At 47.6% G+C, this 12252-nt stretch carries 14 protein-coding genes; all 14 read left to right on the top strand.

Annotated elements, in window-relative coordinates; translation table 11 throughout:
* Positions 1-6: 6 nt before the first annotated feature.
* Genes GUA87_RS06680 through GUA87_RS06615 form a run of 14 tightly spaced genes read left to right on the top strand, consistent with a single transcriptional unit; the run spans position 7 to position 12252 of the window.
* Positions 7-693 (top strand): beta-ketoacyl synthase chain length factor, encoded by a 687-nt coding sequence (locus GUA87_RS06680; protein WP_193715713.1) that lies wholly within the window; start codon positions 7-9, stop codon positions 691-693.
* Positions 686-1462, top strand: coding sequence for a lysophospholipid acyltransferase family protein (locus tag GUA87_RS06675; RefSeq protein ID WP_193715712.1), 777 nt, complete (start codon positions 686-688; stop codon positions 1460-1462). The genes GUA87_RS06680 and GUA87_RS06675 overlap by 8 nt, the downstream gene beginning before the upstream one ends.
* On the top strand, positions 1455-1727 hold the full coding sequence (locus GUA87_RS06670) for a phosphopantetheine-binding protein (RefSeq protein WP_193715711.1): 273 nt from the start codon (positions 1455-1457) through the stop codon (positions 1725-1727). Before GUA87_RS06675 ends, GUA87_RS06670 begins: the two co-directional genes overlap by 8 nt.
* The gene (locus GUA87_RS06665) at positions 1724-1972 is read left to right on the top strand and encodes an acyl carrier protein (protein WP_193715710.1); all 249 of its coding nucleotides are present in this window, start codon (positions 1724-1726) and stop codon (positions 1970-1972) included. The genes GUA87_RS06670 and GUA87_RS06665 overlap by 4 nt, the downstream gene beginning before the upstream one ends.
* Positions 1973-2000: 28 nt before the next feature.
* The gene (locus GUA87_RS06660) at positions 2001-2537 is read left to right on the top strand and encodes a hypothetical protein (RefSeq protein WP_193715709.1); all 537 of its coding nucleotides are present in this window, start codon (positions 2001-2003) and stop codon (positions 2535-2537) included.
* Positions 2534-4297: an AMP-binding protein gene (locus tag GUA87_RS06655; protein ID WP_193715708.1), complete on the top strand. Its 1764-nt coding sequence runs from the start codon at positions 2534-2536 to the stop codon at positions 4295-4297. The genes GUA87_RS06660 and GUA87_RS06655 overlap by 4 nt, the downstream gene beginning before the upstream one ends.
* Entirely contained in the window at positions 4294-5034 is a 741-nt protein-coding gene (locus GUA87_RS06650; RefSeq protein WP_193715707.1) for a glycosyltransferase family 2 protein, read from the top strand. Before GUA87_RS06655 ends, GUA87_RS06650 begins: the two co-directional genes overlap by 4 nt.
* A complete protein-coding gene (locus tag GUA87_RS06645; protein ID WP_193715706.1) occupies positions 5031-5993 on the top strand; it encodes a hypothetical protein in 963 nt (320 codons plus the stop codon). Before GUA87_RS06650 ends, GUA87_RS06645 begins: the two co-directional genes overlap by 4 nt.
* On the top strand, positions 5986-6408 hold the full coding sequence (locus GUA87_RS06640) for an acyl-CoA thioesterase (RefSeq protein ID WP_193715705.1): 423 nt from the start codon (positions 5986-5988) through the stop codon (positions 6406-6408). The genes GUA87_RS06645 and GUA87_RS06640 overlap by 8 nt, the downstream gene beginning before the upstream one ends.
* Complete coding sequence (locus tag GUA87_RS06635; RefSeq protein WP_193715704.1) at positions 6405-6983, top strand: outer membrane lipoprotein carrier protein LolA; 579 nt, start codon at positions 6405-6407, stop codon at positions 6981-6983. Before GUA87_RS06640 ends, GUA87_RS06635 begins: the two co-directional genes overlap by 4 nt.
* Complete coding sequence (locus GUA87_RS06630) at positions 6983-9232, top strand: MMPL family transporter (RefSeq protein WP_227711782.1); 2250 nt, start codon at positions 6983-6985, stop codon at positions 9230-9232. Before GUA87_RS06635 ends, GUA87_RS06630 begins: the two co-directional genes overlap by 1 nt.
* Before the next feature lie 4 nt (positions 9233-9236).
* Positions 9237-10472, top strand: a complete 1236-nt coding sequence (locus GUA87_RS06625) for an NAD(P)/FAD-dependent oxidoreductase (RefSeq protein ID WP_193715702.1) — start codon at positions 9237-9239, stop codon at positions 10470-10472.
* Entirely contained in the window at positions 10469-11062 is a 594-nt protein-coding gene (locus tag GUA87_RS06620) for a DUF3261 domain-containing protein (RefSeq protein WP_193715701.1), read from the top strand. The genes GUA87_RS06625 and GUA87_RS06620 overlap by 4 nt, the downstream gene beginning before the upstream one ends.
* On the top strand, positions 11059-12252 hold the full coding sequence (locus tag GUA87_RS06615; RefSeq protein ID WP_193715700.1) for a beta-ketoacyl-[acyl-carrier-protein] synthase family protein: 1194 nt from the start codon (positions 11059-11061) through the stop codon (positions 12250-12252). The genes GUA87_RS06620 and GUA87_RS06615 overlap by 4 nt, the downstream gene beginning before the upstream one ends.

Genomic DNA, 12252 nt, shown 5'->3' with positions numbered 1-12252 from the left:
CACAATATGCGTGTATGTGTATCTGATTGGGGCATGATTGCGCCCGCAAACGAACAGTCACTAGAAACTTTGGACACAAAAGCTCTCCCCGCTTCAGCTCGACGGCGACTGGGGGTTTTTGGCCAACTCGCTGGCTGCCTGATGAAAGACAAAACAGCGAACAGTCCGCTCATTGTCTTCGCTTCGCGCTATGGAGATGAAAAAAGGTCACTTCAGATACTGGAAGAAATCTGCAAAGGGGAAGCACTTTCCCCTATGAATTTCAGTCTTTCAGTCCACAATGCCGTACCCGGCGTATTATCCATTGCATGGAAGCTGAAAGAAATGCAAAGCGTCATCGCGGCGGGCGCGGACACCTTTGCCATGGGGCTGACAGAGGCATTTTCACTTCTTGACACCTTCCCGGATAAACCCGTTCTTTTGGTATATGTCGACATACCGCTGCCCGAAGTATTTGCTGAATTTGAAGATAAGGAAAAGAACACCGGCGTCTGCGCAATCCTTCTACAAAAGAAGCCGCAAGCTGAAGGGCATCTTGAAGTTAAAGCATCTTTAGAGCCAAAAGCAAACTCAACAGCTTGCAATCTACAAAGGCAGTTTGAACACCTTAAGGCTTTTTTAGAAGGCTCTGCAGAAAAAGCGGTAATTGAAGCACAGCATTTCAATTGGAATTTGGAGAGGGCTCATGGCTAAGATCAACTGGTTGTGGCGCCTAGTCGGAACAGGAATTGCCTTTGCGATTTTTGGTATCGGCGGCCTTATTATTGCCCTTGCGGTTTTCCCTTTTGTAAAACTCTTCTATCAAAATCCGGTTCGAAGAGCAGAAATCATCCAAAAGGTAATTCATAAATCCTTTAAGGCCTATATCTTCCTACTGGAATTTCTGGGTGTCATCAGTGTTGAAGTTACAGACAACCATATTCTGAACGGGCGAAAAGGGACGGTCATCATAGCCAATCACCCTTCATTGCTGGATACCGTTATCCTGATGGCGCAAATGGATAAAGCGCAGTGCATTGTGAAGCATGAACTATGGAATAACTTCTTCCTCGGCGGTGTCATGAGGGCTGCAAATTATGTGAAGAATGATCGGGACCCGGAAAAGCTGATTTCTGATTGTAAATCAGCCTTGGATCGAGGGGAAAATCTCATCATTTTCCCTGAAGGAACGCGCACCCGTCCCAATGAAATTCTTGGAAAACTGCACCGTGGTGTTGCAAATGTCGTTCTTGAAAGTGACGCGCCGATTATGCCTGTTATCCTTCACTGCAATCACACAACGCTGGCAAAGGGTGAACCCTGGTATCGCATTCCGCCGACAAAATTGGCGTTTAAAATAAAATTCACTGAGCCACTGGAGGCATCAGACCTGTTTAACAAGGGAGAGACACACTCTCTCAACACACGTCGAATGACGTCAGCAATCAAAGAATTGCTGGAGGAGAAAATAGTAAATGGATAACCTCATACAAGAAATCAAAGAGCTTATTATCAAAGCCCTTGAGCTGGAAGATATCAGTGCCGCAGATATTGACGAGAACGAAGCCCTGTTTGATGAAGGCCTTGGTCTTGATTCAATTGACGCACTTGAACTTGGAGTAGCTCTTCAGAAGAAATATGGTGTGAAGATTGAAAACAAGAAAGAAGATCTAGCGGAACATTTTGCGAATGTGAACACGCTTGCAAACTTCATTACTGAAATGAAGGCGCAGGGAGAAAGCGCATGACCCGCGATGAGATCGAAGCCAAACTCAATGAATTTCTAGTAGAACTTTTTGAAGTTGACGAAGCATTGATCACTCCGGATGCTCTTCTTGCAGAAGATCTGGACCTGGACAGTATTGATGCGGTTGATTTGATCGTCAATTTTCAGGATCTTATCGGTAAAAAAGTACATGCTGACGATTTCAAATCAGTCCGCACGGTAAATGACGTCGTCGACCAGATACATAATGTTGTCACCAAAGGCTAAAGCCTTATTGGGAGGGGCCGGAATAATCTTGGGACTGAGCTACCCGTTTCTTGTGTATTTCGGTCTCACATCCCTTCCCCCAGGCATTTTCATTATTGGTATTCTTGTGGTGCTTGCATTGCGTCTTGTTTTTATGAAATCCGCGATGCGATCAGACAACCGACTTTTTTGGCCATTTGTAATCGCTTTCCTGCTTCTTCTTGGGGGTGTTCTATTCAAGGGGGCCGTTTCCTTTAAATTCTATCCGGTTGCTATCAGCTGTTTGCTCGCCCTTGCGTTTTTCTGGTCAATACTTAACCCCCCGACCATCATCGAGATGATAGCCCGCCTCAAAGAACCGGACCTTGCCCCAAGTGGCGTGCAATACACCAGAAAAGTGACGATCGTCTGGATTCTTTTTTTCGCGATCAATGCCTCTATTGCGCTTTGGACAGCGACATATGGCACGTTGGAGCAATGGACGGTGTATAATGGATTCATTTCATACTGCCTGACAGGGCTGCTATTTGCAGGGGAATATGCATTTCGTCTCAGAATTCGCCGAAATGAAAGTGGGGCAGAATGAAACATTCTTCTCTTCTCAGCAACATCTGGTGCAGCGAATTAGATGGCACACCTGCGGTCATTCATCGTAACAATCGCATCACATCCAGACGCCAACTTTTCAAAGCGGCTGAAACACTTTCAGAGCAAATTGCCGGAAAGAGAGTTTGCATTTTCTGCACCTCTTCTGCCCTTGAAGCTGTTGCAATTTTGGCAGCGATTAAAGGCAATGCTCCTTCGGTATATCCTGCAACAAATCAAGAAGGCGCGCTTCGCGAAATTGCAGACAGCTTTGATATCTTGTTGACCGATGAAACGTCCCCTCCTGATATCAACCATATTCGGTTGTCAGATGATATTCTCCAGAATGATGGTGAAGTCTCGCCGCAAGCTGAACCTGTGCCTCAGAATTACACGATGACTTTCTACACCTCAGGCTCTACGGGAAAGCCAAAGGAAGTCAAAAAATACATCTATCAAAAAGATCGTGAGATCGCCTATTGGGAACAAAGCCACGGTGCGAATGTGGCGGGCGCAGAAGTTCACGCCACTGCCAGCCATCAGCATATTTATGGTCTCATGTTCCGCCTGTTGTGGCCACTATGTTCAGGCCGTCCTTTTCATGCAGATACCGCCAAAAACTGGGATGAGATTGACGAAATTACATCTGCAGAACGGCCATTTATTTTGGTTACCAGCCCAACACATCTTTGTCGCCTGTCCCCGCTGGAGACCGGCAACTTAAATATTAATCCAAAACTCATGCTGTCAGCTGGTGGCTTTCTACCGCCCGAAAATGCTGCAAAAGCTACCAAACTCCTTAATGCGCCGATACTCGAGATTTATGGCAGCACGGAAACAGGAGCTATCGCCAACAGATTCAATTCTGGAGAAAATGAAAACTGGTCCAAGCTGGATGGGGTGGGGTTGCGTCTGGATGAGCAAGGCTGCCTTATTGTCAACACTCTCCTACTGCCAGATGGAGAGGGTGACTTTAAAACAGGCGACATCGCCAAACTTCACACTGAAGATGAATTTACACTCTTGGGACGGGCGGACAGAATTGTCAAAGTGGAAGGAAAGCGTGTGTCCCTTCCAAGGCTGGAAGGGATCTTAAGCGAACACCCGTGGATTGAAGATGTTCACGTCCAACTGTTGAGCTCTGGTAAAAGGTCACTTGCGGCGGTTGCCACGATTTCAACTGAGGGCCAGGATTTTCTATATCGAAATGGACGTTTTCGGACAGGGCGCGTCTTTGAAGACCATCTCAAGCAGTTTGAAGACGCGGTGTCTGTGCCGAAACGCTGGCGATTTGTCGGACGCATCCCACGAAATCAGCAAAGTAAAATCATGCCATCCGACATTGAGAAAATATTCGAGGCAAATGAGAGCGCCATGCCTGCACCAAGATCAAAATTCACCAACACTCGTTTCGAAGAAATCTCACAGCAAGTTTCAGAAAATGAAATTGAAATCGTGCTGAATTTGCCTGCAGATCTGGATTATTTCCAAGGACACTTCACGGATACACCCATCTTACCCGGTGTCGTCCAGATCCATTGGGCAGCGGAACAAATCGCAAAGCATTTCGCGATCAAGGGTAACCCTACAAAAATAGATAAATTGAAGTTCAAAAAACTGATTTTTCCGGAAACTGAAGTCCAGTTTCTTTTAACAAGAAAATCTGAAACCAAGTTCTCTTTCCACTTTCAAAGCAGACGCTCTGATGGGTCCTCCGAAGAGCACAGCTCCGGCCTTCTGTCTTACCCGGAGGCTTCATGAGTAGTTTCAGCCTCTGCGCCATCATCCCAACACTCAATCACTACAAGGTATTGAATAAGGTCGTACAAGAGGTCTTAAACGCGGGCCTTCCTGTTATTATTGTGGATGATGGCTCAGATAAGATAACCGCTGATACCGTTGATCAGATCGGCCTGGAAAACGCACAGGTAACTGTTCTTCGGCATGAAGCTAATCGCGGAAAAGGGGCCGCGTTTTTAACTGGATTACAGCATGCAAAAGCGGCGGGGCATTCTCATGCACTGCAAATTGACGCGGACGGTCAGCACGACCTAAAGGATCTGCCAAACTTAATCTCCAGCGCCCGAGACAACCCCAACTGCCTTGTTACGGCAAAACCCGTATATGACAGCAGTATGCCACTGGGGCGCAAAATAGGGCGTTGGTTTACACATGTCTGCGTTTGGGTCGAAACATTATCCTTCAAGATCACAGATAGCATGTGTGGATTCCGCATCTACCCCATTGCCCCAACTCTGGACGTTATTTCTGAGGAAAAAGTCGGCCAAAGGATGGATTTTGACACGTCGGTCATGGTGCGACTTTTCTGGCGGGGCATTTCTGTCATCGAGATCCCGTCCAAGGTGATCTACCCCGAAGACAACACATCGAACTTTGATGTGGTAAAAGACAATATTCTGATTACGCGCATGCATACTCGTCTTGTCTTTGGCATGTTACTTCGCCTGATCACCTTGAGATTGGGAGCGAAAGCATGACCCCCCAATCGACCAATAATTCAAAAAATTCTCATTGGGCAGATGTGGAAGAGGTTGGCGCTTTTTGGGGGCTGAATTTTCTTGCTATCGTCTACAAAATTGCCGGGCGGCACATCTGTCGGCTTTTCATGCTGCCGGTCCTTCTGAGCTTCTATTTTATGACTTCTGAGGGGCGCGAAGCAGTAAGAGAATTTAGAACCAAAGTCTCCAAGCGGAGCGGCAATAACATGCCCGGCTTCTGGACCGGATTTGCCAATTATCTTCAATTTGGAACAGCCGCGATGGATAAACTGGCGGCATGGCGCGGTGATATCACAAGAGAAAAAATATCCATTGAAGGGGGACTTGAAAGTCTGTTTGAGCTGGATCCAGAAGAAAAAGGAGCCGTGTTGTTTGTCTCCCACTTGGGGAATATGGAGCTGATGCGGGCTTTCAAGTCCTTAAACAATCAGCGCCCGGTTACCGTCCTTGTTCACACCAAACATGCCCAGCGTTTTAATCGCCTCATGACACGATTTAATCCCACTTCCCAGTTAAGATTGATTGAGGTTACTGAGATCACACCTGATGTGGCGGCATACTTAAAAACCAGCGTCGATGAAGGTGGCTGGGTTGTTATCGCCGCGGATCGCCCCCCTGTCTTGGGGCGGGGGAACATAATTTGGGCCCCTTTTTTGGGGGAGAAAGCCCCCTTCGCACTTGGACCCTATGTGCTTGCGCACATTCTGGAGAAACCGGTTTACCTGGTGGCTTGCCTCAGAGAAGGGGCGCGGTTTTCCGTTAAATGGCAGAAACTCACAGATCGCTTGGTATTGGAGCGGCGCAATCGCCAGGTCAGCGCCGAAAAATGGGCGGCATCCTACGCAAAATGGCTGGAAGACCTCGCCATTCAATATCCTGATCAGTGGTTCAACTTCTTCCGTTTCTGGAGTCCACCAAAGGAACTCACAAATGAATAATGTCCCAAAAATTCAGGCATCCATTGATCTGAAGATACAGTTCTATCATCTGGACCCGATGGAAATTGTCTGGCACGGAAATTATCCACGCTTCCTGGAAAAAGCGCGCTGCGCCCTGCTCGACAAGATGAATTACAATTATGAAGAAATGAGGGACTCTGGGTATGCTTGGCCGATTGTGGACATGCGCCTTAAATATGTCCGATCCGCCAAGTTCAAACAAAACATAACCGTAACAGCCACCTTGAAAGAATATGAAAACAGGCTGGTTATCAATTATCTCATTACCGATACCGACAGCGGCGAAACACTGACTAAGGCTCAAACTAAGCAGGTCGCTGTTCATATCGATACAGAAGAAATGATGTTTGAAAGTCCGCCTATCCTCCATAAAAAAGTGGAGGCTTTCAGATGAAACTAAGGGGTTACCTTGGAGCGGTCGTCGCTTTATTTTTCACATGCTCAGCCAATGCGGAAAGCATATCTGGCCAGTTTAATCAGGACCGCTACCTTGCGGGGTTTGAAGCCCCTTTCAGAACTTCTGGTGATTTTCACCTGATACCGGAAAAGGGTCTTGCCTGGGTCGTTACCTCCCCTTTCCCAAGCCGATTAATTATGAACGAACATGGCATCACCCAAATTGCAAATGGCGCAGTCACCCAATCCAGTTCCGGCGGGGTTGGCAAAGTGATTTCAGAGATGATTTACCCTGCAATGGCAAATGACTGGGAAGGTTTATCGAAAAACTTCACCGTCGACGTCCGTAAAGTCGATAACAAATGGAAAGCAACGCTCCTCCCAAAACACTCCAGACTCAAAGAATATGTCACGGAAATCATCGTGGAAGGATCTGAGACAACAGAGTTGTTGACCATCAAAAAAGCCAGAGGAGATTACGATCGCATCGCTTTTTCCAATCAGGTTATCTCCCCCTCCTCCACGGCAGAAGCCTTGGAAGCATTTCAATATGAGGCTCAAAAACAACAGTGATGATCATCAGGGGGATAATCATAAGCATTCTGCTCGCGCTCAGCGCCGCCGCGATCTGGTCTGTTGTGACAGGGCAAACCCGCTTCGCTGCTGACATAAATGCTTTATTCCCAGCTTCGGACCGGAAAGAAATTGAAGTTTCTGCCTATGAGGCTCTTCAGGCTCAGAACGGACGTCAAATCAGTATATTTGCAGGCCATGCCGATGAAGCGCGACTAATTTCTGGGTTATCCCATCTGAAAGAAAAGCTCTACACTCTCAGCAACCTGACGGTGAGGGAAGCAAGCGATGAAGAAGCTACGCGCCTCAGTCGTTTTATTCGGCAAAATGCAGGTTTAATTGCCACTGAGGACGACTTTAAAGAACTGCAATCAGGCAACGGCTCCTCCCTCATTCAGCGAACACTGCTATCGCTATTTTTGCCGGGAAGTCTAATAACCGCTGACCAACTGAGAAAAGATCCACTTGCCTTGTCCACTGCCCAGATCAACATGTTCGCGGCTAATGGTAACGCCTCTTTTCTGGGGGAGGACGGAGTACATTATGTTCAGCTTTCACTATTGCTCCAAGAAGACCTGTCACCAGATGCGAAAAAGGCAACATTTCTGCAGTTCAAAGAAGTATTAAACGTCGTTTCAAAGAAGCATGATGGCTTTTCTTTGGTGGCAACTGGCGCTCCCTTTTATGAGAACCAAATTGCAGAGAAGTCCAAAACCGAAGCCCTTTTCCTGTCAATAGGCGCAACCGTTGGCGTTATCCTTCTGCTCCTTTTTGCTTTTCGGTCAGCCCGTGTCATATCTGGTGCCCTTCTGATTATTACTGGCGGCATTTTATCGGGTGCGGTCGCAACCCTACTGATATTCAACACAGTGCACCTTATCGCTGTTGCCTTTGGATCCAGTCTGATCGGTGTTGTGGTGGACTATGCCATACATTTTTATGCTGCCCGGCGGTTAAGCGAACCCATGGCAGTAACGGCAGAGCGTATCAGGCTTGGCTTGGTCCTTGGCGCGGGCACATCCATCATTGGTTTTATCGCCCTGCTCTTCAGTAATATGATTTTCCTGCAGCAAATTGCGGTTTATTCCACTTTTGGCGTGGTGGGGGCGGCGCTGACTGTTCTCTTCCTTCTGCCGATTTTATCGATTATTGATCCCAAACAGAGCCCTTCCAGCGATCATAACGGTGTCAGAAAGCTTCATATCACTCTCACACCAATTGCACTTTTTCCTGCCTTGGGTCTTGCTTCGGCTCTTTCTGCTGCACTCCTGTTGCTCAACTACGCCCCCTCTTCAGACAGTGTTCGCAATCTGCGTGTAAGTACTGAGGCAATTGATAAACTGGAACAACAGATTTCCAAATTGGGAGCAAATTCCAGCAACAGAATAGTATTAATCCAGGGCAATTCTGCGGAAGAAATTCTACAAAGAGAAGAACAGCTAAAGGCTGAATTGTTTATTGCAAGCGATCAATCGCTTCGTGTCAGTCTTTCTCTTTCGGACTTTCTGCCCTCGCTCAAAAGGCAAGAAGAAATAGCCTCCCTCACAAAAGAGGTTATGGCAACAAAAGAGGCCGCACCTCTCTTATCCATGATTGGAGATTTAGAAGCCGATCGGACTTTTGTGTCACTGGACCCTGCGGTGATAAGGCAGCTTCCGATGGAAATTCAGGGTTTGAGAATTGAACATAATGAAATCGATCAGCAAGCCCATCTGATGATCCTTCCCGGTTCAGCAAATGATGCATATCTCGCGCCGCTTTTGAGCAAATTCGCCTGGGCAACAGAGTTGGACGTGACACGAAAATACACATCAGATATGGCCCGGATGCGGCTGAAAGCCACCCAAACTTTAATCGCCGGTATCATATTCGCCAATCTCATATTTATTATACGATTTGGTGTCATAAAAGGTCTTCAGGCGCTAGTTGCCCCCAGTGCTGCAACACTGCTTGCCTTGCTTGCAATTGCCTATTTGACACCAGGGCTCTCCTTCTTCTCTGTCATCGCAGGCTTCCTCATTTTCGCGCTTGGAGCAGATTATGCGCTCTTTCAAATGGCGTCACAAGATGATGACAGAGACCGCGCCTACAAAGCCGTGACACTATCCGCACTTAGCACTGTGCTCGTCTTCGGATTAATGTCTTTTTCCTCCATTCCGGTTCTGCAAACCATTGGATCAACCATTGTCATAGGTGTTGTCTGCGCCTGGGGGCTCTCCCCACTCGCGATTGCCAGCAAGAAAGAATAATCAAATGCAAACAGGAAAAACAAATTCAAATCAGACTGTTTATGATGTGGCGATCATTGGCGCGGGTCCTGCGGGTGCACTGGCCGCCAAGAAACTTCGGGATCAGGGAGCATCTGTCGTTATTCTTGAGCGGGAGACATTTCCGCGCTTCAGTATTGGTGAAAGCCTGCTTCCCCATTGCCTGAACCTTCTGGAAAATGCGGGGCTTCTTCAGCCTGTGATAGAGACCGGTTTTCAATTTAAAAACGGCGCTGCATTTCAGCGGGGGGATGAAAAGCGCGATATCGATTTCCGGGAGAAGTATGACGCGGGTTGGGGAACTGCCTATCAGGTAAAAAGAGCTGAATTTGACAAGGTTCTCGCGGATAACGCTGAAAAAGCCGGGGCTGATATTTTATATGGCCGTACTGTCACCCGCTCTGATTTGAATAAGGGGGACTGTCACCTCACCCATGTGGGAGAAGACGGCGACACCATGGTGACCTCTTCGCGGTTTGTTCTGGATGCAAGCGGATTTGGTAGGGTCTTATCAAAACTTGAAGATCTAGAGTTGCCTTCTACTCTGGCGATGAGAACTGTTCTTTTCACCCATATGGAAGATCAGATTACAGACCCGGAATTTGACCGTAATAAAATCCTCATCACCGTTCATCCGAAGAAAAAAGATGTCTGGTATTGGACCATTCCATTTTCCGATGGCACCTCTTCCGTAGGTGTTGTCTACTCAAATGACGAAGATCTACCAGATGAGGAAGTTTTTAAGCGTCATCTTCAAGAAACACATCTTGGGGAACTTTTGAAAAACGCGTCTCAAACTCGCCCACTTGGCAAAATAAAGGGGTATTCTTGCGATGTTAAAAGCCTGCATGGTCCAGGCTTCGCGCTTCTTGGAAATGCCGCGGAATTTCTAGATCCCATCTTCTCTTCCGGTGTCACCATTGCCTTGCAATCCTCTGAACTGGCGGTGCCTCTTGTCTTAAAAGAACTTGAAGGTCAGTCCCCCGATTGGGAAAATGACTTTTCCAAACCGCTAAAGAAAGGCGTTGATGTTTTCAGGGTTTTTGTCCAATCCTGGTATGAAGGAGGATTGCAGGATATTATTTTAAACCGTCCTGAAGAGAAGACCGATATTGAACTCATGATGGTCTCAATCTTAAGCGGTTATGCCTGGTCAGAGGACAGTCCCCTTGTTCAAAACCCAACCCGTATCCTTCGCCTGTTGGAGAAAATGTACGCATGACATTGATCTCCTCACCCTTACGAGTACTACTGATACCGCTGATGGCGATATGGCTAGCGTCCTGCAGCACAACAGTAAACACTCGCCATGTCACCTATCTGGATCATGACTTTCCTTTCACGCTCCCTGATCCTGTCTGGACGCAAAAAGACAAAACTGTGTTGCAACAGGTAACTCTCACAAGAGGGGGACAGCGTCACAATTTTAACGCCATCTTGGAGCTAAAACGTGAAAGAGTAAAAATTGCTCTTCTCGACGTGACAGGGGGCAGGGCCTTTGACATAGATTGGACGTCCTCAAATCTGAAGGTCTCCAAATCAGACAAGATCCCTGATGAAATTGATGGCTCACTAATTCTTGCTCAAATTGTTCTGGCTTTCTGGCCAGTAGAGCAGGTAAAAAAAGGACTTCCCGTTAATGTAGAATTGGAACAAACTCATAGCGGGCGGATGCTGAAGAATAAGAACGGGACAATAATGACAATCCGTAGCTTAGGGGGAAATCCCTGGACCTCACAAAGTGAAATTCTCAACCGCATACATAATGTGCAGTTTCTCATTTCTTCAAACGTTTCCGGAGGAGGCAAATGAGTGGACCGCTTTACCTCTGCGCGATGGGGATGATCAGCCCTCTAGGAGCAGACAAGGAAAGTACATACAACGCTCTTTTAGCAGGTGACCAATCCGGCATGGTCCGAAGCGACCACTGGACGCCTGGCCAAATGGAAACTGTCGGCATGATCAAAGAAAGTTCTACGGATCTGCCGTCTGTTGCCACCTCTTTAAACTCTCGCAACAACCAATATCTGTATCAGGTTGCACTGCAGATAGATGACGAAATTAAGAAAGCGGTGGATACCTACGGCGCCTCTCGTGTTGCCGTTATTATTGGCACCAGCAATTCCGGTATCGAAGAAAGTGAAAAGGCGATGCGATATCGCCATGAACACGGATCCTTCCCCGCAGATTATAATTTCGGGCAACAGGAAATAGGATCTCCTTCTCTATTCCTTGCCGAAATATATGGGATTAAAGGGCCTGTATATTCGGTATCTGCCGCCTGTGCCTCTGGTGGTAAGGCCTTCTCCACTGCGGCCCGTTTGATAAATGCAGGTTTTTGCGACGCTGCTATCGTGGGCGGCGCAGACACCTTATGCAGCATGACAGTTGGTGGCTTTAGAAGCCTGCAGGCATTAAGTGATGATATCTGCAACCCTTTGAGCGCAAACCGAAATGGCACCAATATCGGTGAAGGGATCGCGGTTTTTGTCATGACAAAGGAAAAATCGGACATTGCCTTTATTGGTGCAGGTGAAAGTTCTGATGCCCATCATGTGAGCGCCCCTGAGCCTAATGGCGAAGGCGCGGAACGTGCAATGCGTCAGGCACTTGAGCTGTCGAACCTAAACCCGGAAGATATCAGCTATCTCAACATGCATGGCACGGCGACCGAGCTTAACGATTCCATGGAAGCGAAGGCCATTGCGCGGGTGTTTGAAAAACCAATCCCGGTAAGTTCCACCAAACCAATGACGGGGCATACTCTCGGCGCTGCAGGGGCTGTTGAAGCTGCCATTCTCTGGCTTTGCCTTCACTATGCAGAGGATACTGTCTCTTTACCGCCTCATCTTTGGGACGGTTGCACGGACGAGGATGTCCCCGACATAAATCTGGCGCAAAAAGGCGATACGGTCCCCGCTTCTGGCACCGTCTATTTGATGAGCAATTCTTTTGCTTTCGGCGGCAGCAATGTGAGCATCATCATGGGAAAGGGAGTTTGA

Origin of the sequence: Sneathiella sp. P13V-1 (assembly GCF_015143595.1) — a bacterium.
Taxonomy (GTDB): domain Bacteria; phylum Pseudomonadota; class Alphaproteobacteria; order Sneathiellales; family Sneathiellaceae; genus Sneathiella.
Note: the sequence above shows the minus strand (reverse complement) of the source record. Positions and strands in the feature narration are given on the sequence as shown.